Below are 19,440 nucleotides of genomic sequence, written 5' to 3'. Positions count from 1 at the left end.
ATGAGCCGTTCGAGACGCGATCCGGACAAACGGGTGAAGACCGCGCGCGGGCGCACCGCATCCTCCAACCGGTGGCTGGAGCGGCAGCTGAACGATCCCTACGTGCGCGAGGCGAAGGCGGCAGGCTATCGCAGCCGCGCCGCGTTCAAGCTGATCGAGCTGGACGAGAAGTTCGGCATCCTGCGGGGCGCGAATCGGATCGTCGATCTGGGTATCGCGCCGGGCGGCTGGTCGCAGATCGCGCAGAAGAAACGCCCGCAGGCGACCATCGTGGGGATCGACCTGCTGCCGACCGAACCGCTGGAAGGCGTCACGATCCTGGAAATGGATTTCATGGCGGACGAGGCGCCCGACACGATCATGGGCCATCTGGGCGGCGCGCCCGACCTCGTGATGTCGGACATGGCGGCCAACACCGTGGGCCACAAGCAGACCGATCACCTGCGCACGATGGGGCTGGTGGAGACCGCTGCCGATTTCGCGATTCAGACGCTGGCGCCCGGCGGGCAATTCCTCGCCAAGGTGCTGGCGGGGGGAACCGACGTCGAGTTGCTCAACCTGCTCAAGCGCAATTTCAAGACGGTCAAGCACGCCAAACCACCGGCGAGCCGCAAGGGCTCGTCCGAATGGTACGTCGTCGCGCAAGGGTTTAAAGGCCGCGAAGGCTGAGGGACCGCTCGGCGCGGCCCCCGATCACATCGCTTATTCGCCGTTATTGGTGGCCGGGGCGTTTTCGGCCACCGGCTGGTCGTCGGCCATCGCGCCTGCCGATTCGGCTTCGCCCGCTTCGGCACCTTCGACCGCGCCGGGGCCTTCGCCCGGATTGTCGGCATCCTCGGCCGCAGTCTCGTCACCACCTTCGGCGACCGGTGCGGGGAGCGGCGGACCGCCACCGTTTTCCATCAGGTACAGGATCACGTTGGCGCGATCTTCCGCACTCGAAAGACCGGCGAAGCTCATCTTCGTGCCGTTGGCGAAAGCGCGCGGGCTCGTGAGCCAGGCGTCGAGATTTTCGTAGGTCCAGTCGCCGCCATGGCCGCTCAGCGCGGCGCTGTAGGCGAATCCCGGCTCGTGCTTGCCGATCGGCTTGCCGATCACGCCATACAGGTTCGGCCCGATCCCGTCGGCACCGCCCTGCGCGATGGTGTGGCAGCTGGAGCACTTGGCGAAGATCGCCTCGCCAGCCGATGCGCTGCCCGCGGCGAGCAGGTTGGCAAGCGGCGGGCCGCTGGCTTCTGCGCCACCGGCTTCTTCGCCTTCGATGAAGAAACCGGGCTTGGCCCCCTCGGGAAGTTCCGAATCGTCCGCGTGGAAGATCATCGAGCTGACGCTCATCGCCCCGAGAGCGATAACGCCCGAAAACAAAATCCACCCGAAAGCGGTGTTACGATCGTCTTTCATCGAAATATGCCTGGCAAAGTGAGCGTGGAATGTGGCGCGCGATCTAGCCAGCATCCCGGTTATGCGCAAGTGCCACGCCCGTTATCGGAAATGCGGTGTGCAAATGCACAACGGCTTGCCGCGCGCATGGCCCCATGCCAAGCCTTGCTCTTGTGACGACAGGGGCAGCGACGAACGGGGGGGCAACGGACGCTTGGCGCGCGGTGCGCAGCGATTCCGACCTGCAGTTCGCACCGATTGCGCCGCCCGATCCGCCGCCACCGCCCGAATGGCTGCGCGTGGTGGGCGAAATTCTCAATTCCATTTTCGGCCCGGTCGCCCACGCCATCGCCGCCGCTTGGCCGGTGCTGCAATGGGTGCTGGTGGCGATCGGCGTCGCGCTGCTGATCATGCTGATCGTCCGGATTGTGGGTCTCGATGTGTTCAAGCCACGCGAACAGGCCGAAGAAACCGAGGTCGACCTCGCGCCCGATCGCGCCGAAGCGCAGGCCTTGCTGAGCGATGCCGATGCGCTCGCCGCGCAGGGGCGTTACGGCGAGGCGGTGCGGCTGCTGCTGGCGCGCAGCATCGGCCAGATTTCCAGCCGCCGGCCCGATCTGGTCCACCCTTCGAGCACGGCGCGCGAACTCGGACGGCTCGACGCCCTTCCCGAAAAGGCGCGGCGCGCGTTCATCGCCATCGCGCGCAGCGTCGAGCGCGCGCTGTTCGCGCTGGAGGACCTGACCGAGAGCGACTGGCACGAAGCGCGTTCGGCCTACGCCGATTTCGCGCTGGAGCGCGGCTGACATGGCGGGCACGGCCAACTCGGGCGCGTTCAGCAAGCGCGGCACCTTCGTGCTGGTGCTGTTCGCCATTCTTGCCTTCGTCACCTTCCTCTACCTGGTCGGTCAGGGCGGGCTTGCGGGCAATACCAATGACGGGCGCGCGCACGCCGCCAGCACCGGACTGAACGGCTTTGCCGGGCTCACCCGCCTGCTGGAGGCCGATGGCTACCCTGTCATCCGTTCGCGGGACACCGCCGCGCTCGACGATCCCGGGCTGCTGGTGCTGACCCCTCCGGCGGAAATGGACCCCGAAGAGCTGACCGAGATTGTCGACCGGCGGCGCACGATCGGCCCGACGATGATCGTCGCGCCTAAATGGCTTGCCCTGCCCGCCAGCCAGCGCGGCGCGAAACCCGGCTGGGTGCATCTGCTTGGTGCGCCCGAGGAATGGTCCGCAACCATCGACGGCAAGGAACTGACCTTCACGCGAACCACTCTCGACGGTCGCACGGCAAGGTGGGCCGGGCTGGGCGCGAAAGGAACCTTGCCGAGCGATCAGGCGATCCTGACAGTGAGCAGCGACACGGCGAAGGATTTTGTCGCGCCGCTGGTCGTCGACGGCAAGGATCGCCCGCTGGTCGCCTACCTCGCCGACGACGGCAGCTATCTCGATGGCGACCTCTATCTCGATCCCGTGCGTACGGATGGGCAGGCGGTGTTCGGGGTCATGCTGGTGGCCGAGCCGGACCTGCTGAACAACTGGGGCCTTGCGGACGAAACGCGCGCGATGCTGGCGCTCGACCTGGTGCGGATTGCGCGGCAGGGGACCGAGGATCCGGTGCGGTTCGACCTGACGCTCAATGGGCTGGGTGCGGCGCGCAACCTGCTGACGCTGGCATTCGAGCCGCCGTTCCTCGCCGCGACCCTGACGCTGCTGATCGCGCTCGCCATCGCGCTGTGGCGTGGCTTTGCCCGTTTCGGCCCGGCCTTGCGCCCCGCCCCCGCGATTGCGCCGGGCAAGAGCCAGCTGATCGCCAACGGCGCGCAGGTGATCGCGCGCAGCCGCCGGTTGCGATTGCTGCGCGATCCCTACGAGGCGCTGATGCGCGCCCGGATCGCGCGCAAGCTGGGCCTGAAGGACAGCGATAGCGACGCGATCGAAGCTGCGCTGGCAGCGCGCGATGCGCCCAGCCTCTTACATCGACTCCAGACCCTGCGCGCGGCGCGGCAACGCGGCGACCTGCTGCGCGCCGCCCGTTCGCTCCGCGATCTCGAAAGGACGCTATGACTACCGAACTCGAAACGCTCCGCACGCTGGCAGCCGACGTGAAGGCAGAGGTCGGCAAGGCCATCGTCGGGCAGGACACGGTGATCGATCACCTGCTGGTCGCGCTGATCGCGCAGGGGCACGTGCTGATGGAAGGCCCGCCGGGTACGGCGAAGACCTTCCTCGCTCAGTGCTTCGCGCGCGCCACGGGGCTCGATTACGGGCGCATCCAGTTCACGCCCGACCTGCTGCCGGGCGACATCCTGGGGTCCAACCTGTTCAACTTCCAGACCAGCCAGTTCACGCTGACGCGCGGTGCGATCTTCACCGAACTGCTGCTGGCGGACGAAATCAACCGGACCCCGCCAAAGACGCAGGCCGCGCTGCTCGAAGCAATGCAGGAACGCCGCGTGACGCTCGACGGGGAAACGCACGTCCTGCCCGACCGCTTCATGGTCATCGCGACGCAGAACCCGATCGAAAGCCAGGGCGTCTACCCGCTGCCCGAGGCGCAGCTCGACCGGTTCCTGTTCAAGCTGATCGCCGCATATCCCAGCGAGGAAGAGGAAGCGCGCATCGTCGCCCGCTTCGGGGTCGAGCAGGGGCCCGCGCGGCCCGAGAATTTCGGGATCGAGGCAGTGACCGGCCGCGATGCCCTGCAGGCCGGCATCGACGCGGTGAAGGCGGTCACGCTGGCGCCCGAGAATGTCGATTACGTGGTCCGGCTGGTGCGCGCGACGCGCAGCCACTCCGACCTTGCGACCGGAGCCTCCCCGCGCGCTGCGGTGCTGCTGGGCAATGCCGCCCGCGTGCGCGCCGCGCTCGACGGGCGCGACTACGTGGTGCCGGACGATATCAAGGCATTGGCCACCGCCGTGCTGCGCCACCGCCTGATCCTGTCCGCCGCTGCGGAGATCGAGGGGCGCGAAGTCGAAACCATCGTCGGCGAACTGATCGAAAGCACCGAGGCGCCGCGGTGAATCTGGACCACCAGATCCTCCCCGCTTTGCCGCAGGCCAAATGGGGAGGGGGACCGCGACACCGCAGGTGTCGTGGTGGAGGGGCCGTGCGTGCATGCTCCCCTCCGACCCGAGGCCTGACGGCATCGGCCCACCTCCCCATTTGTGCTCCGCAAAAACGGGGAGGAATTCGGGTTTGACCGCCCTGCTCCCCACCATCCGCACCGCGCGGATCGTCGCGCTTGCCGCGCCGCTCGCGCTGGTGATCGCGCTGGTCGCACCCGGCGCGTGGCTGGTGGTGCCGGTCGCGGCGGCCGTGCTGCTGGTGCTCACGCTGATCGACGCGGCGCGCGCGGGCCATCTCGCCGAATGGAAGATCGATCACGACGCCGATGTCGAGATCGGCCAGCCGACCCCGCTGCGCGTCTCCGCCGACCTGACCGGCACTGCGGGATCGGTGCGTGCCGCCGTCTCGCTCGACCCGCGCATCGCGCGCGGCGGGCGGGCGGACATAGCCCTCGCCAAGGCGCAGGGGGTCTGGCGCGGCGAGACCGATCTCGTCGCCAGCCGCCGCGGCACTGCCGAGGTGGGCGCGCTGTGGCTGGCATGGGACGGGCCATGGGGGCTCGGCAGTCGGCAGAAGCGGGTCGAGCTGAGCCGCGAAATCCGCGTCTGGCCCGACCTCTCACCGATCCGCTCGCGCCCCCTGCAGGCGCTGCTGCGCGATGCCGAGCTGGGCCTCATCACCCGCAGGCGGCGCGGCGAAGGCACCCAGTTCGAAGCGCTCACCGAATACCAGCCCGGGATGGACCGGCGGCGGATCGACTGGAATGCGAGCGCGCGCCACGCCGCGCTCTACGCGCGCGAGAACGAGACCGAGCGCAACAACCAGATCGTCTTCGCGTTCGATTGCGGACAAGCGATGTGCGAGCCGATCGACGGGCTCCCGCGGCTCGACCGGTCGGTCAGCGCGGGGCTGACGGCAGCCTACGTCGCGCTCCGGGGTGGCGATCGGGTGATGATGTTCGGCTTTGCCCGGCGCCCCGTACTCGCCAGCCCCTTCATCGCCGAGACGCGGGCCTTTGCCCGGCTGCAACGCGCCGCTGCGGGGCTCGACTACCATACGGGCGAGGAAGCGAATTACACGCTGGCGCTCGCCACCCTGTCCGCACGGCTGAAGCGCCGGTCGCTGGTGGTGCTGTTCTCCGATTTCAGCGACACCACCGCCGCCGAACTGATGATCGAGAGCCTCGGCCGACTGACGCAGCGCCACGCGGTGGTGTTCGTCACGCTGGAGGATCGCGAGCTGGCGGGCTTCACCTCCGCCGAACCCGAAACCGTCGACGCGGTCGCCCGCGCGGTCACCGCCGATTCGCTCGCGCGGCAACGCCAGCTGGTGCTTACCCGTCTGCGCCGGATGGGCGTCGAGGTGATCGAGGCGCCGCACGACAAGCTCGGCTTCGCGGTGATCGACCGCTACCTCGCCCTGCGCGCGCAGGAGGCGATTGCCGGATGAAAGCGCCCACAATCCGCAACCCCTTTGCGGCGAAACCGCTGCCCGAACAGCCCGATATCGAGGCTGCGGCGCTCAGGTCCGACCGCTTCCGGATCGAGCGCGAGGGCGACTGGCGGCGGCTGGAACAGATCGTCCGCCGTCTCGAACGCGGGGCCTTCGGGCGATTGTCGGACGAGGATATCGCCGACTTGCCCGTGCTCTACCGGCAGGCGGCATCGAGCCTCGCGGTGGCGCGCGAGACCTCGCTCGACGCGGCGACGCTGCGCTTCCTCGAAGATCTCGTGCAGCGCGCCTGGTATCAGGTCTATGGTCCCAGGAGCGGCATGTTCCGCTGGCTCGCGCGTTTCCTGCGCGGCGGGTGGAGCCGCGCGGTGCGCGCGATCTGGCTCGATATCGTGATCGCCTTCGCAGCCATGGCCGCAGGGATCGCGGCGGGCTGGCTGCTCGTCGCGCGCAATGTCGACTGGTATTACGCGCTCGTCCCCGGCGCGATGGCCAGCGGCCGGGTGCCCGGGGCAAGCCGTGCCGAGCTCGCCCAGACGCTGGCGATAGAGAGCAGTTCGAACGGGCTTTCGGGCTTCGCCGCCTACCTGTTCTACAACAACGCGACCGTGTGCATCCTCGTGTTCGCGCTGGGCTTTGCCTTCGGCGTACCGACGGTGCTGATGCTGATCTACAACATGGCGATGCTGGGCGCGATGGCGTGGCTGTTCAACTCGGTCGGCCTGCTGCCCGAATTCATGGCGTGGCTGTGCGTCCACGGCACGACCGAGTTCACCGCGATCCTGCTGTCGGGCGCGGCGGGCGTGCACGTGGGGCGCAACATGGCCTTCCCCGGCGCTTCGAGCATCCTCGGCGCAACCGCGCAGGCCGGGCGACGCGCGGCGCTGGTGATGCTCGGCTGCGTCATCATGCTGGTCTTCGCCGCCGTGCTCGAAGCCTTCCCGCGCCAGCTCGCCGGGTTCGAGGCGCGGCTGATCATCGGCGTGTTCATGGGCCTCGTCTGGCTTTCGCTATTCGTCCTGGTCGGGCGCAAATCGCCAGACGGAGACACGGCATGAACGCGGCCGCGGGTGCCTATAATGCCAGGCGCAAGCGCCAGCTCGTCACACCGGAGGGCGTCCCGCTCGACATAGTGCTAGCTACGCGCGGGGCGCGGCTGATGGCGCTGGTGCTCGATTACACGATCATCTTCTTCAGCATGCTCCTCGTGCTCATCGCGCTGCTGGTCACCGGCATCAATCTGGATGCGATCGAGGCCAACGGCGTCGGCGAATTCCTGTTCGTGCTGTTCATCGTGCTGATGTTCCTGCTCTTCAACGGCTATTTCATCGCGTTCGAGATGGGGCCGCGCGGGGCCACGCTGGGCAAACGGATGGTCGGCATCCGTGTCGCCGCGCGCCCGCAGGGCCAGTCGGGCGAGCGGCTGACTGCCGAGGCGATCATCGCGCGCAACCTGCTGCGCCAGATCGAGATTTTCCTGCCGCTGACATTCTTCCAGAGCATCGGCGAAGGTGGCTCTGCATGGATCGCCGGATCGCTGTGGTTCGCCGTGTTCATGCTGTTTCCCTTCTTCAACAAGGATGCGCTGCGCGCGGGCGACGTGATCGCGGGCACCTGGGTGGTCGAGGCCCCGCGCCGCAAGCTGGCCCAGGCGCTGTCGCTGGGCCAGGCGCAGGCGGTGAGCGCCGAACCTGCCTATCGTTTCGGCGACGAGGAGCTGTCGGTCTACGGCGAGTACGAGCTGCAATCGCTCGAACGCGTGCTGCGCGACGGCGACGACAAGACGCTGGAGGCAGTGCATCAGGCGATCGTGCGCAAGATCGGCTGGCAGGCCGGATCGGGCGACGAGCGCGAGTTCCTCGAATCGTTCTACACCGCGCTGCGCGCGCGGCTGGAAGGCGGCATGCGGTTCGGCCAGCGCAAGGCGGACAAGTTCTCCGAGGTCGACCGGTCGGGTACGCGCCTGCGCTGATCGGGCGCGCCGATTGCACGCATTGTCAGCGGCAGGTATAGTCTTTCGCCGGAGAGACTTATGCGACACGCCCCCGCCATCGGCGATTACATCACCCGCGACGAAGTGGCCGCGCTCAGCGCGAAGTCGGATGCGCGCGCCGCCGCGACCGTGCTGTTCCAGGCCGGGCTGGCAGTCGCGGCTTTCACTGTCGCGATTCTCTGGCCCAACCCGCTGACGATCCTCGCCGCGATCATCGTTCTGGGCGGGCGCATCCAGGCCTTCGGGATCATCACCCACGATTGCGCGCACGGCGCATTCTTCCGCACGCCGAAGCTCAACGTCTTCGTCGGCAAGTGGGTCAGCGGAGCGATCGCGCACGTCCCGCTCGATCTCTATCGCCGCTATCACCTCGACCATCACAAGTTCGCAGGCACGCCCGACGACCCCGACAAGTGGATGGTCAAATCCTACCCGGTCACGCGCGCATCGCTGAAGCGCAAGCTGATCCGCGACATTACCGGGCAGACCGGGTTTCGCGATCTTGTGGGCGAGGTAAAGCGCTTCAAGTGGGCCGAGACCGGGCCGTCGGTGCTGTTCCACGCGCTGCTGTTCGCCGCGCTGCTGATCGCGGGCGCGCCGTGGGCGTACCTGATGTGGTGGGCGGCGCGGATCTTCGTCTATCCGCTGACCATGCGGCTGCGGCAGATTTCGGAGCATGGCGTCGCGAAGGACCGCGATGCGATGGATGCGCGGATCAACACCGGCACCACGATCCCGCGCTGGTGGGAGGCGCTGCTGCTTTCCCCCTGCAACGTCAATTATCACCTCGAACATCACATCTTCGCAGGGATGCCGCCCTACCGGCTGGCGAAGCTGCACGCGCTGCTTAAAGAGCGCGGATACTACCGCGATCACGACTGCATCGCCTACGGCTTCGGCGACGTCCTGCGTAGGGCGACCAGGGCCGCCTGAAATTCCCCCCTCCCCATGGGGAGGGGTTGGGGGTGGGGGTTCTCCGCTTGCGGCTTACGCACCACCCCCTCCCAACCTCCCCCTTCAAAGGGGGAGGAGCGGGTTGCGCTTCACACCAGCGGTCATTTTCCTACTTCGGGTGATCGCGCTAGCGTGGCGACGGCTCTTTCCCATCGTTGCCTGCTTGCTGCGCACGCGGCACAGCGCATAAAAAATGAGCGAAAAATCGCAAAAGCGTCACCCTGACCGCATCAAGCATTTGAGATGTATAGCTTTTCGCAGGGTGACACATGGGTGACACGTGTCACCCTCGTCAACCGATGCACCACGCACGCGCCGGCACTTCCCCTGCGCGCGCCCCGGCGCTACCTGCCCGGCCATGATCCTGCGCCCTGCCACGCTCGAAGACGGCCCTGCGCTCGCCACCCTGGGGCGCGAAAGTTTCCGTGCCGCCTTCGAACATCTCTACCGCCCCCAAGACCTGGAGGCGTTCCTGACGCAGACCTATGCGCCCGACGCGGTGACCTCAGAAATCGCCGACGACCATCACATCCACTGCCTCGCAGAGGCCGATGACGGGGGCAGGCTGCTCGGCTTCGTGAAGATGCGCGTGCCCAGCCCCTATGGCGAACATTCGGACGCCGCCAATCCCATCGCGCTTGGCCAGCTTTACACCCAGCCCGACCTGACCGGACAGGGCATCGGCGCGGCGTTAATGGACTGGGCGATCGGCGAAGCGGTTGCGCGCGGCCACGATGCCATCCAGCTGTCGGTGTGGAGCGAGAATTTCGGCGCCCAGCGGTTCTACCGGCGGCGCGGCTTCGCCAAGATCGCGGACATCGACTTCTGGGTCGGCCAGCACCGCGACGACGAGTTCCTGTTCGAAAGACGGCTTTAGGCCGCTCCCCAAAGCCGTCGGTCGAGTACGGCCTTGCCATCGGCCAGCCGCTGGCGCACCCCATCGCCCAATATCTCAAGGGGGATGCCTTCGATGAAAACCTTCGCCGCCGCCATTGCGCTCGTCGCCCTCATGCCCGCCGCGCCTGCTTTCGCGCAAGACGAGCCGACGCAGGATGCCGCCGCTGCCGCCGAACCGGCATGGGTCGAGACGAGCAATGCCTACACGCAGAAGCTGATCGATTTCGAGGCGCAGTTCTATCCAGAAGGCGCCTCTTCCTCCGGGTACGAGCAATACGACGGCCTGACCTTCGACTTCTCGCTCGACGCGGACGAACGCTATATCGCCGGTGCGCAGGCGCTCAGGGCAGAGTTCGCCGCCGCCATGGCGATGGAGCCCGATCCGCGCGTGAAGCAGGACCTCGCGATCCTGATCGACAGCCTCGATCGCAGCATCGAATCGAGCAAGCTGAGCGACACGTACATGCTCGAATGGCACGAGCTGCCGCAGTCCATCTTCTACTCCGTCGGCGAAATGCTGTCGGACCAGACTGCCGAGAACCGCCGCGCCTCCGCTCTGCAGCTCCTGCGCAAATATACCGGGATCGAGGAAGGGTACGAACCCTATACCGAACAGGCGAAGGCCCATTTCGAGGCCAGCAAGGGTGAGGGCAAGATCGGGCCGTACGATGTCGAAGTGCGCGAATCGATCGACAAGATCCCGACCTTCATCGCCGGTATCCGCGACCTGTTCGAAAAGTACGAGATCGACGGGGCGGAGGAATCGCTCGACGCGATGGAGGCGCAGTTTACCGATTACGGCGAATGGACCCGCGAGACTGTGTTGCCCGAAGCGCGCGACACGGCCCGCCTGCCCGAGGAACTCTACGCGCTCAGCCTGCGCAATGTCGGGATCGACATGGACCCGCGCGAGGCGATGAGCCAGGCGCGCCGCGGCTTCTACGAGATTCGCGCGCAGATGGAGGCGCTCGCGCCGCAGATCGCCGAGAAGAACGGCTGGCCCGAAACCGACATGGCCGGGGTGATGAAGCGCCTGAAAGCGCAGACGATCGCCAACGACCGGATCGAGGAATTCTATCGCGGCATCAATCGCCAGCTGGAGGATATGGCGCGCACGAACGACATCGTCAGCATTCCCGATACCGAATTGCAGATGCGTGTCGCGAGCGAGGCGGAAAGCGCCGCGCAGCCCGCGCCGCACATGCGCCCGCCCCGCCTGATCGGGAACACCGGCGAACAGGGCACCTTCGTGCTCACCGTGGGCAATCCCACGGCAGGCGAAGGCGATGCCTACGACGATTTCAACTTCCCCGCCGCCGCCTGGACGCTCAGCGCGCACGAAGCCCGGCCGGGTCACGAACTGCAGTTCGCCGCGCTGGTCGAAAACGGCGTGTCGCTCGCCCGGATGCTCTACGCCTTCAACAGCGTGAACGTGGAAGGCTGGGCGCTGTATGCCGAGGCGGAAATGATGCCGCACGAGCCCATCGAAGGCCAGTTCATCGCCCAGCAGTTCCGCCTGCTGCGCGCGGCCCGCGCCTTCCTCGACCCCGCGCTCAACCTCGGCCTGATGACCCGCGACGAGGCGGAATACGTCCTGCGCGACGAAGCGCTGTTCTCGCCTGGCATGACCAAGCAGGAGCTCGACCGCTACGAATACCGAATGCCGGGGCAGGCCGGCTCGTACTACTACGGCTACCGCAAGCTGATCGACCTGCGCGTCGAGACCGAACTGGCGCTGGGCGCGGATTTCGACGAGAAGGAATTCAATGATTTCCTGCTCGCCCAGGGGATTATCCCGCTCGAACTGATCGCCAAGGCGGTGCGCGAGGAATTCATCCCCGCGCACAAGCGGGCGTCTTGAAGCTGAGGGGCGATCTTCAGAGCCATTCCAGCCGCTTGAAGATCGCCATCAGCCCAACGATGATCGCCAGGCATAGGCCGGCCACCCACCAGAACGCGTGGCCGTCGTTCACGCCGGGCATGCCGCCGACATTGATGCCGAGCAGCCCGGTCAGGAAGCCGAGCGGCAGGAAGATGCCTGCGACGATGGTGAGCATGTAGGTCGCGCGTTCATTGCTGGCGAGCGCGCGGGTGCGCAGTTCGTCCATCAGCACCACCGCGCTTTCCTTGCTCACGTCGATATCGTCGAGATAGCGGCGCAGCCGGTCGATCGTCTCGGCGATCTCGCGCCGGTCGTGTTCCTCGAACCACGGCGGCGCGTCGCGGCTGATCGCTTCCAGCGCGACATGCTGCGGGCCCATGTGCCGTTTGAGGCCAAGGCAATTGCGCCGGATGGTCGCGATCTTGGTGAGCATCGCCTCCGGATCGTCGTCCATGTCCATGTCGTCGAGCAGGTCGATATGCTCGTTCATGTCGACGATCGACTGGCTCATGCGCGCCACCATCGCCTCGGTCAGCGCGGTCACGATCGCGCCTGCATCGCCCGGTCCCGTACCGCAGTCGATCTGCGCGAGGATCTGCCGGGGGGTCTGCAGGGGATGGCGGCGCAGCGTGATCACGCGCACGCCGTCGCTCCACACCTGCATCGAGACCATGTCTTCGGGCTCGGCACCCGGATTGAAGTTGATGCCCCGCAATGTGGCGACCAGCGCGTTGTCTTCGCGAAAAGCGCGCGGACGCGTCTGGTCGCTGGTGAGCAGCTCCGCCGTCGGTTCGGGAATGCCGACATGGCTTTGCAACCATTCGTAGACGCCCGGCTGGTTGCGGCACAGGTGCATCCACAGCACCTGCCCGCCCGGCCCCGGCTGCCACTGCTGGATGTCGGCCCAGTCTACCGCTCGCCCGCCGCCTGCCCCGTCGAGTACGCGGGCAAACAGCAGCGGTGTGTCGCCCTGGGTGTCGTTCAGAATCGTCATCCGCCCGTTCATGCCCCAGACGCACGCGATTTCCTACTGCGCCATGCCGTGTTAAAGCCTACACCATGCCACGGGTCGCAAAATCGCAGCATCGCCATCATATGAAGGCCATGACCGCCCCTGCGCAATGCGCCCCGATTTCCTCCCCTGAACACTGTGTCAGGTGTGTCAGCAGTCCGGCAACAGAGACCCGATGATGAATGCAATTCGCCCCTGGCGCACGATCGAGCGCCGCCAGTCCCGCCAGATCATGGTCGGCAACGTGCCCGTTGGCGGCGATGCGCCCATCACTGTGCAGACCATGACCAACACGCCGACCGAAGATGTCGGCGCCACGCTCGACCAGATTCGCCGGTGCGAGGATGCGGGCGCGGATATCATCCGCGTGTCCTGCCCCACCGAAGAGGCGACCCGGCATTTCGACAAGATCACCCGCGCCGCCAACGTACCGATCGTCGCGGACATCCACTTCCACTACAAACGCGCGCTCGAGGCCGCCGACAAGGGCGCGGCCTGCCTGCGGATCAACCCCGGCAATATCGGATCGAGCGAGCGTGTGGCCGAGGTCGTCCGTGCGGCGAAGGCCAATGGCTGTGCGATCCGCATCGGTGTGAACGCGGGCAGCCTCGAAAAGGACCTGCTGGAAAAATACGGCGAGCCCTGCCCCGAGGCGCTGATCGAAAGCGCACTCGACCATATCAAGCTGCTGCAGGATCACGATTTCCACGAATACAAGGTGGCGGTTAAAGCCTCCGACGTGTTCCTCGCGGTGGCAGCCTATCACGGGCTCGCCGAAGCGGTGGACTGTCCGCTGCACCTCGGGATTACCGAGGCGGGCGGGCTCATTGGCGGCACGGTGAAGTCCTCGATCGGCCTCGGTAGCCTGCTGTGGGCAGGGATCGGCGACACGATCCGCGTCTCTCTGTCTGCCGAACCCGAACAGGAAGTGCGCGTCGGGTATGAAATCCTCAAATCGCTTGGCCTGCGCACGCGCGGAGTGCGCGTGGTTTCGTGCCCCAGCTGCTCGCGGCAGGGTTTCGATGTGATCCGCACGGTCGAAGCGCTGGAAAAGCGGCTTGAGCACATCAAGACCCCGATGAGCCTCTCGGTCCTCGGCTGCGTGGTCAACGGGCCGGGCGAAGCGCGCGAAACCGACATCGGCATTACCGGCGGCGGCAAGGGCAAGCACATGGTGTACCTCAGCGGCGTGACCGATCACCATGTCGAAGACGAGTCGATGCTAGACCACATCGTGCGGCTGGTGGAAGAAAAGGCCGCGAAGATCGAAGCAGGCGAAGCCGTGGCCTTCGATCCGCACGCAGCACCGGCGGTGGAAGCGGCGGAGTGATCCGGCTCGCCGCACTGGCCTTGGTGCTCGCGGCGCCCGCGCTTGCCAGCAATGCGCCCGAGGATGTCGCTACCGTGCATCCGGAGGCGCAGCCTTACGACCAGAGCGTCAGCTACGAGCTGTACGCCCAGGAACTCGACCGGACGATCGCACAGCTGGAGCCCGGACGCCGGGTGCTCGCAGTGTTCGGGGCGAACTGGTGCCACGACAGCCGGGCGCTTGCAGGCTGGCTCGCCAGTGAGGATTTCGAGCCGCTTCTGAACGCGCATTTCGAAGTGGTGTTCATCGATGTCGGCAGCCCGCAAACCCATGAGGGGCGCAATCTCGACCTTGCAGCCCGCTACGGGGTGAGCGACATCGACGGTACTCCCAATCTGCTGGTGATCGACAGCGATGGCGCGCTGGTAAATACGCCCGAAAGCGCCAAGGGCTGGCGCAACGCCGCCAGCCGCAGCGAAGAGTCGATCTACGCCATCCTTCAAAGCTATGCCGGCGAGGCGGGCGCCTCGGACGCGCCTGCCACAGACGCGGCAGGGTAATTTCCCAAGACCTTGTTCGAAGTTCTTCTCCTCGCCCTTGCGCTCGCCATGGATGCCTTTGCGGTGGCACTCACCCAGGGCGCGCGCTTCCGCCCCGCGATGGCTGGCGGCGCGGCCATCGCGCTGACCTTCGGGGTCTTCCAGGGTGTCATGCCGCTGATCGGCTGGGGCATCGGCGCGCTCGCGATGACCTATGTCGCCGCGATCGACCACTGGATCGCCTTCGGCCTGCTGACCTTCCTCGGCGTGAGGATGCTGCGCGGCGATGTGGGCGAAGAGGAGGCGGCGCGCGCGCTGACCGGGCGGGCGCTGCTGGTCGCCGGGGTGGCGACGAGCATCGATGCACTCGCTGCAGGGGTCACACTGCCCACGCTCGCGGTCGATCCGCTGTGGGCGGCGCTGGCGATCGGCGTCGTGACGCTGCTGCTGAGCGCATTCGGCGTCGCGCTGGGCCGGGTTGCGGGCGACCGCTCCGGCGCGTGGGCCGAACGCGCCGGGGGCGTGATCCTGATCGCGCTGGGGTGCAAGATCGTGATCGAACACATGGGCTGGGCGTGATGCTCCACGTCGTCCATCATGTCGATTACATGGCCCCCGCACCGACCCGCGGAAGCTTCCGTTTCGACAAGTACATGCTGGTGATGGTCGCGCTGCGCGAAAGCGGCATCGCGATGACCGAGCATGCGCCCGATCCCATGCCGCGGACCTGGCTGGAGGCGGTTCACTGCCCGGACTATGTCGAGCAGGTCTTCGCTGCACAGGTCTCGCGCGAAAAGGAACGGCGCATCGGCTTCCCCGTGACCCCGCATATCGCGCAGCGCGTGGCGCACACCAACGGCGGCACCTGGCTCGCCGCGCAGCTCGCCTTCCGGCACGGCTACGCCGCCAACAGCGCGGCGGGCAGCCACCACGCGCTGTACGATACGGGCGCGGGCTATTGCGTGTTCAACGACCTTGCCGTGTGCGCCAATCGCCTGATCGGCGAAAGGAAAGCGCAGCGCGTGCTGATCGTCGATTGCGACGTGCACCAGGGCGACGGCACCGCCGCGCTGACCGCCGGGCGCGAAGACATTTTCACGCTTTCGATCCATGCCGAGAAGAACTTCCCCGTGCGCAAGGCGCGCTCCACGCTCGACATCGCCCTGCCCGACGGGACCGGCGACGACGAGTATCTCGCCACGCTTGAGGCACACCTGCCGCGCGTTCTGGATGCGTTCGGGCCGGATATCGTGCTCTACCAGGCAGGCGTCGATCCGCACGAGAACGACAGGCTTGGCCGCCTCGCGCTGACCGACGAAGGATTGCAGCGCCGCGATTCGTATGTCGTGCGCGAAGCTCGAGGGCGCGGCCTGCCCATCGCCAGCGCGCTGGGCGGCGGTTACGGCACCGATCCGCGCGTCGTGGCAGAGCGGCACGCGCGCTCGATGATCGCGATGGCGCGGGAGAACATGCGCCATCGGGGGTCGAGCGGCACGAACTGTCGCATCCTGGAACCTCCCCAGCGACAGTCACCCGATTCGGCTTCAAGCATTCATTAAGCTCGGTTATAGCACTATTCGAACATGAAGCGTCGCGAACTCCTCAAGACTGGCCTCGGCACAGGCATTGCACTTGGTGCCGGCATGAGCCTGCCTTCGCGCGTCTTCGCACAGCCGATGGCAGGCTCGCCGCGGGACCGCCAACTGTTCGAAATCGCCAAGCGCGAACTGGACAAGGCGGGCGATGTCATCTGGCGCAAGGACATCGTGGGAATCGCCGATTTCGGGCTGCATTCGGCCCATCGCCGGTTCCACTTCGTCAATCTCGACCGGCAGGAAGTGAAGAGCTTTCATGTCGCGCATGGGACCGGCTCCGATCCGGAACACGATGGCTGGCTGAACACCTTCTCCAACATGGAAGGTTCGAATTCGACCAGCCGCGGTGCCTATGTGACGTGGGAGTGGTACACCGGGAAATTCGGCACTTCAGTGCGGCTTGGCGGGCTAGACCCGACCAATAATCACGCTCTCGAACGCTATATCGTCATGCACCGCGCGAGCTATGCCGAGCCCGAGCATATCGAGCGCTGGGGGCGGCTGGGCCGCTCGAACGGCTGCTTCGCAATGGGAGAAGAGCAGTTCAAGATGGCGCTGCTGAACCTCTCGGGCGGGCGCCTGCTCTACGCCGAGGCGCTGGGCCTGAAGGACGACGGTTCGCAAGCCTACCCGCCGACCGCAATCGTAGGCGAGCCGGAAAACGGCTACCACATCCTGCGCGAGCCCCGCCCCGACGCCACCCTCAGCCAGGTCGGCCAGGGCGTATTCTAAAACCGCGCGAGCAGGCGCTGCCCTCAGGTTCGGCCAGATCTGAATGAAGCGCGGGGGCGGCGGACCACCCCCGCACCGTAATCACACCACGTCGCGCGGATCGTCGACGATCTCGATGATCTCTTCATCGGTCACGCGGCTGCGGTTGGCCTTGCGCGGCGCCTGAAATGCGGCGAGCACGGGCTCGTCGCGCTCGTAGATGTCGTTGAAGGTCGCCAACTTGCCGTCGATGTTCGTCGCCATCGTGAAATAGGTGATGTAGGCGGGCATCTTCTTGTTGAAGGCGACCCGCGTGTATTCGCCGCTCGACAGCATCTCGACGCCTTCATCGGCGGTCAGACCCGCCTGAAGAATCGCCAGCGTGAGGGCCAGTTCGGTCGCTCGCTCGGTCCGCACGCAGCCGTGGCTGAGCGCGCGGTTGGCCTGGCTGAACAGGTTGCGCGAAGGCGTATCGTGGAAGAAGATCGCGTGCCGGTTGGGCATATCCAGCTTCATCCGCCCCAGCGAGTTGCCCGGCCCGGGCCCCTGCACCACGGTGATGTAGCCATTGGCACCCTTGGTCGCCTTGTAGCCCCTCGCCGCAGCCCAGGACGGGTTCGCGAGGACGCGCGCGCCCAGCCCTTCGCCCTTCACGATCGACTGCGGAACGGTCCAAGTCGGGTTGAGGATCACGCCCTCCACGCTTTCGGCAAGCTGCGGGGTTGCGGTGCGGCCCGGCGCGCCGACGATCGTGCGATAGGTGCGCATGATCTTGTCGTTCACGGTCAGGCGCAGCTGGTATTCGGGCACGTTGGTGATCAGGTACTGGCCGCCAAGATCGCGCGGCAGCCAGCGCCAGCGATCCATGTTGGCCTGGATCAGTTTGTAGCGCTTGCTACCCGGCTGTGCCTTGGCGAGTTCGGTGCGCAGCGCCTCGTAATCCGGATGGAGCGGGGCGACGCTCTGCAGCGCGCCCGCAATATCGCCATCGGTCAGCGCCTGCTTGAGCACCGCGCCGCTGCGATAACGGTCCGCATCGGGGTCCATCACGAACCACTGCTTGCGCGCATCCATCGGCGTGCGCCCGTCACGCATGTCTTCCACCAGCCACACGAAGCGGCGGCTGGCTTCCTCGTTCAACTGCGCACCAGGCCCGGCGGCGATCGCGGCGCGCAGGCCGGGCAGATCGTAGTCGGCGGGCATCAGGCCTTCGGAGCCGATACCTTCGATAACCGCTGCCAGCGTCCTGGCATTCGCGAGGGACCATTGCTGCACAACCGGATCGAATTTCTGGACGACCGGCTGGCTGGTCATATCGACCGGCACCGCGCTGGACGTCACCGCATCATCATCACCGGTCTGATCGGTCTCCTGCGGGTCGGGCAGCAGGTTGGTGGGCATTTCCTGGGCATCCAGACCGGCAGGCAGGGCCAACCCGGTACTGGCGAGGAGAAGCAGCGAAAGAGCAGACTTATTCATATCGATCGTTAGACCCTATTGTCGATCACGTCGCAGATATTGCGACCCACCATGGCGTGCAGAACACTCGCCAAATTATGCCAAATCATCAAGCATCAAGGCTTTATCCAACCTGAATTTGCACGCCATATGCGGCAGAAGAGTGACGCATCGTGGCAGTGTGCGCTAACGCGGTGGCCAAGATGCGCGAAAACCACGCCAATCGGGCGCTTATCGCCCCGTTTCTCGCGGCGCTCGCAGGTGTGGCGATGCTGTCGTTGATGGATGCCTTCATGAAGGGCGCCTCGCTGGCGGTGGGGGCATATTCAGCGGCCTGGCTGCGGGCAGCACTGGCTACGGCGATCGCCCTGCCGCTGTGGCTCGCCCGCCGCCCGGCTTGGCCCGACCGGGAAACCTTGAAGCTGCACCTGCTACGCGGCGTGTGTTCCGCGTTCATGGGGCTGACATTCTTCTTCGCACTGACCAAGCTGCCGATAGCGGAAACCATCGCAATTTCCTTCGTCGCGCCGCTGATCGCGCTCTATTTCGCAGCGATGATGTTAGGCGAGAAAATTACTCGACGCGCGGTCGTCGCCTCGCTCGTCAGCTTTGTCGGCACGCTGGTGATCGTTGGCGCCCGCTTGGGACAAGGCCCGATGGAGGGAGAGGCTGCGATCGGCTTCGCCTCGATCCTCGTTTCGACGATCCTCTATGCGCTCAACTTCATCATCATCCGCCGGCAATCGCAGCGCGCCGGGCCGCTCGAGGTTGCGGCGTTTCACGGCGCTGTTTCGGCCATCGTTTTGGGTCTCGCCGCGCCTTGGTTCCTTGTTGCTCCGCCAACGCAGGTGCAGCCCGGTCTGCTCGCCGCGGCGGCACTGACGGTCGGCGGCGCGATCGCCATCGCATGGGCCTATGCCCGGGCCGAAGCGCAGGCGCTGCTGCCCGTCGAATACTCGGGCTTTTGCTGGGCTGCCTTGTTCGGATGGCTGTTTTTCGGCGAGGGGGTGAGCGCGGGAACTCTTGGCGGCGTCGCGATGATCGTGATCGGCACGTGGATTGCCGCAACACGTGGCCGCGCCCCCGCCCGCGCAGCCGGAGGTGCGGAGACATCCGCACCCTGAAATCCGGCTCCCCTCGCCCTACGAAAGCTTGATTTTCGCGCCGCCAGAGGCCAAGC

19 protein-coding genes are annotated in these 19,440 nt (G+C 66.3%); 16 read left to right on the top strand and 3 right to left on the bottom strand.

Going from position 1 to position 19,440, the window contains the following annotated elements:
• Complete coding sequence (locus AAG591_RS08090) at positions 1 to 669, top strand: RlmE family RNA methyltransferase (protein WP_342530608.1); 669 nt, start codon at positions 1 to 3, stop codon at positions 667 to 669.
• A gap of 33 nt (positions 670 to 702) precedes the next feature.
• On the opposite strand, the gene AAG591_RS08085 is transcribed toward AAG591_RS08090, so the two are convergent.
• The gene (locus tag AAG591_RS08085; RefSeq protein ID WP_342530606.1) at positions 703 to 1,401 is read right to left on the bottom strand and encodes a c-type cytochrome; all 699 of its coding nucleotides are present in this window, start codon (positions 1,399 to 1,401) and stop codon (positions 703 to 705) included.
• Positions 1,402 to 1,553: 152 nt separating this feature from the next.
• On the opposite strand from AAG591_RS08085, the gene AAG591_RS08080 reads away from it, so the two are divergent.
• From AAG591_RS08080 to AAG591_RS08040, 9 genes are all read left to right on the top strand, one after another.
• Positions 1,554 to 2,186 carry a hypothetical protein gene (locus tag AAG591_RS08080; RefSeq protein WP_342530605.1) on the top strand — a complete coding sequence of 211 codons (633 nt, stop codon included), beginning with the start codon at positions 1,554 to 1,556 and terminating at the stop codon, positions 2,184 to 2,186.
• A 1-nt stretch (position 2,187) separates the two neighbouring features.
• On the top strand, positions 2,188 to 3,453 hold the full coding sequence (locus AAG591_RS08075; protein WP_342530604.1) for a DUF4350 domain-containing protein: 1,266 nt from the start codon (positions 2,188 to 2,190) through the stop codon (positions 3,451 to 3,453).
• Positions 3,450 to 4,412: an AAA family ATPase gene (locus AAG591_RS08070; protein WP_342530603.1), complete on the top strand. Its 963-nt coding sequence runs from the start codon at positions 3,450 to 3,452 to the stop codon at positions 4,410 to 4,412. The genes AAG591_RS08075 and AAG591_RS08070 overlap by 4 nt, the downstream gene beginning before the upstream one ends.
• A 175-nt stretch (positions 4,413 to 4,587) precedes the next feature.
• Positions 4,588 to 5,907 carry a DUF58 domain-containing protein gene (locus AAG591_RS08065; protein ID WP_342530602.1) on the top strand — a complete coding sequence of 440 codons (1,320 nt, stop codon included), beginning with the start codon at positions 4,588 to 4,590 and terminating at the stop codon, positions 5,905 to 5,907.
• Complete coding sequence (locus AAG591_RS08060; protein WP_342530601.1) at positions 5,904 to 6,968, top strand: stage II sporulation protein M; 1,065 nt, start codon at positions 5,904 to 5,906, stop codon at positions 6,966 to 6,968. The genes AAG591_RS08065 and AAG591_RS08060 overlap by 4 nt, the downstream gene beginning before the upstream one ends.
• Entirely contained in the window at positions 6,965 to 7,882 is a 918-nt protein-coding gene (locus AAG591_RS08055; RefSeq protein WP_342530600.1) for an RDD family protein, read from the top strand. The genes AAG591_RS08060 and AAG591_RS08055 overlap by 4 nt, the downstream gene beginning before the upstream one ends.
• A 60-nt stretch (positions 7,883 to 7,942) precedes the next feature.
• Positions 7,943 to 8,836 carry a fatty acid desaturase family protein gene (locus tag AAG591_RS08050; protein WP_342530599.1) on the top strand — a complete coding sequence of 298 codons (894 nt, stop codon included), beginning with the start codon at positions 7,943 to 7,945 and terminating at the stop codon, positions 8,834 to 8,836.
• 379 nt (positions 8,837 to 9,215) lie between these two features.
• Entirely contained in the window at positions 9,216 to 9,734 is a 519-nt protein-coding gene (locus AAG591_RS08045; RefSeq protein WP_342530598.1) for a GNAT family N-acetyltransferase, read from the top strand.
• A gap of 93 nt (positions 9,735 to 9,827) precedes the next feature.
• On the top strand, positions 9,828 to 11,615 hold the full coding sequence (locus tag AAG591_RS08040) for a DUF885 domain-containing protein (protein ID WP_342530597.1): 1,788 nt from the start codon (positions 9,828 to 9,830) through the stop codon (positions 11,613 to 11,615).
• Between the two features lie 16 nt (positions 11,616 to 11,631).
• On the opposite strand, the gene AAG591_RS08035 is transcribed toward AAG591_RS08040, so the two are convergent.
• Positions 11,632 to 12,630 (bottom strand): zinc transporter ZntB, encoded by a 999-nt coding sequence (locus AAG591_RS08035; protein WP_342530596.1) that lies wholly within the window; start codon positions 12,628 to 12,630, stop codon positions 11,632 to 11,634.
• Positions 12,631 to 12,826: 196 nt separating this feature from the next.
• On the opposite strand from AAG591_RS08035, the gene ispG reads away from it, so the two are divergent.
• Genes ispG through AAG591_RS08010 form a run of 5 tightly spaced genes read left to right on the top strand, consistent with a single transcriptional unit; the run spans position 12,827 to position 16,823 of the window.
• Positions 12,827 to 13,978 (top strand): flavodoxin-dependent (E)-4-hydroxy-3-methylbut-2-enyl-diphosphate synthase, encoded by a 1,152-nt coding sequence (gene ispG / locus AAG591_RS08030; RefSeq protein ID WP_342531243.1) that lies wholly within the window; start codon positions 12,827 to 12,829, stop codon positions 13,976 to 13,978.
• Positions 13,975 to 14,517: a thioredoxin family protein gene (locus tag AAG591_RS08025; protein WP_342530595.1), complete on the top strand. Its 543-nt coding sequence runs from the start codon at positions 13,975 to 13,977 to the stop codon at positions 14,515 to 14,517. Before ispG ends, AAG591_RS08025 begins: the two co-directional genes overlap by 4 nt.
• A 12-nt stretch (positions 14,518 to 14,529) precedes the next feature.
• Positions 14,530 to 15,075 carry a manganese efflux pump MntP gene (locus AAG591_RS08020; RefSeq protein ID WP_342530594.1) on the top strand — a complete coding sequence of 182 codons (546 nt, stop codon included), beginning with the start codon at positions 14,530 to 14,532 and terminating at the stop codon, positions 15,073 to 15,075.
• Complete coding sequence (locus tag AAG591_RS08015) at positions 15,075 to 16,055, top strand: histone deacetylase family protein (RefSeq protein WP_342531241.1); 981 nt, start codon at positions 15,075 to 15,077, stop codon at positions 16,053 to 16,055. The genes AAG591_RS08020 and AAG591_RS08015 overlap by 1 nt, the downstream gene beginning before the upstream one ends.
• Before the next feature lie 24 nt (positions 16,056 to 16,079).
• Positions 16,080 to 16,823 (top strand): murein L,D-transpeptidase catalytic domain-containing protein, encoded by a 744-nt coding sequence (locus tag AAG591_RS08010; protein WP_342530593.1) that lies wholly within the window; start codon positions 16,080 to 16,082, stop codon positions 16,821 to 16,823.
• A gap of 81 nt (positions 16,824 to 16,904) precedes the next feature.
• On the opposite strand, the gene AAG591_RS08005 is transcribed toward AAG591_RS08010, so the two are convergent.
• Positions 16,905 to 18,281 carry a L,D-transpeptidase family protein gene (locus tag AAG591_RS08005; protein ID WP_342530592.1) on the bottom strand — a complete coding sequence of 459 codons (1,377 nt, stop codon included), beginning with the start codon at positions 18,279 to 18,281 and terminating at the stop codon, positions 16,905 to 16,907.
• 152 nt (positions 18,282 to 18,433) lie between these two features.
• Between AAG591_RS08005 and AAG591_RS08000 the strand changes: the two genes are divergently transcribed.
• Complete coding sequence (locus tag AAG591_RS08000; protein ID WP_342530591.1) at positions 18,434 to 19,384, top strand: DMT family transporter; 951 nt, start codon at positions 18,434 to 18,436, stop codon at positions 19,382 to 19,384.
• Positions 19,385 to 19,440: the final 56 nt, after the last annotated feature.

It is taken from the genome of Citromicrobium bathyomarinum (assembly GCF_038594485.1).
GTDB classification, from domain to species: Bacteria; Pseudomonadota; Alphaproteobacteria; order Sphingomonadales; family Sphingomonadaceae; genus Alteriqipengyuania; species Alteriqipengyuania bathyomarina_A.
The sequence above is the reverse complement of the archived record's forward strand: the minus strand, read 5'-3'. Positions and strand labels throughout refer to the sequence as shown.

Excerpts from the sequence above, each read along its gene's own strand:
- AAG591_RS08010 (WP_342530593.1), top strand. The coding sequence starts at position 16,080 with ATGAAGCGTCGCGAACTCCTCAAGACTGGCCTCGGCACAGGCATTGCA.
- AAG591_RS08060 (WP_342530601.1), top strand. The coding sequence starts at position 5,904 with ATGAAAGCGCCCACAATCCGCAACCCCTTTGCGGCGAAACCGCTGCCC.
- AAG591_RS08050 (WP_342530599.1), top strand. The coding sequence starts at position 7,943 with ATGCGACACGCCCCCGCCATCGGCGATTACATCACCCGCGACGAAGTG.
- AAG591_RS08085 (WP_342530606.1), bottom strand. The coding sequence starts at position 1,401 with ATGAAAGACGATCGTAACACCGCTTTCGGGTGGATTTTGTTTTCGGGC.
- ispG (WP_342531243.1), top strand. The coding sequence starts at position 12,827 with ATGAATGCAATTCGCCCCTGGCGCACGATCGAGCGCCGCCAGTCCCGC.
- AAG591_RS08040 (WP_342530597.1), top strand. The coding sequence starts at position 9,828 with ATGAAAACCTTCGCCGCCGCCATTGCGCTCGTCGCCCTCATGCCCGCC.
- AAG591_RS08035 (WP_342530596.1), bottom strand. The coding sequence starts at position 12,630 with ATGACGATTCTGAACGACACCCAGGGCGACACACCGCTGCTGTTTGCC.
- AAG591_RS08070 (WP_342530603.1), top strand. The coding sequence starts at position 3,450 with ATGACTACCGAACTCGAAACGCTCCGCACGCTGGCAGCCGACGTGAAG.
- AAG591_RS08055 (WP_342530600.1), top strand. The coding sequence starts at position 6,965 with ATGAACGCGGCCGCGGGTGCCTATAATGCCAGGCGCAAGCGCCAGCTC.
- AAG591_RS08045 (WP_342530598.1), top strand. The coding sequence starts at position 9,216 with ATGATCCTGCGCCCTGCCACGCTCGAAGACGGCCCTGCGCTCGCCACC.
- AAG591_RS08005 (WP_342530592.1), bottom strand. The coding sequence starts at position 18,281 with ATGAATAAGTCTGCTCTTTCGCTGCTTCTCCTCGCCAGTACCGGGTTG.
- AAG591_RS08075 (WP_342530604.1), top strand. The coding sequence starts at position 2,188 with ATGGCGGGCACGGCCAACTCGGGCGCGTTCAGCAAGCGCGGCACCTTC.
- AAG591_RS08090 (WP_342530608.1), top strand. The coding sequence starts at position 1 with ATGAGCCGTTCGAGACGCGATCCGGACAAACGGGTGAAGACCGCGCGC.
- AAG591_RS08015 (WP_342531241.1), top strand. The coding sequence starts at position 15,075 with ATGCTCCACGTCGTCCATCATGTCGATTACATGGCCCCCGCACCGACC.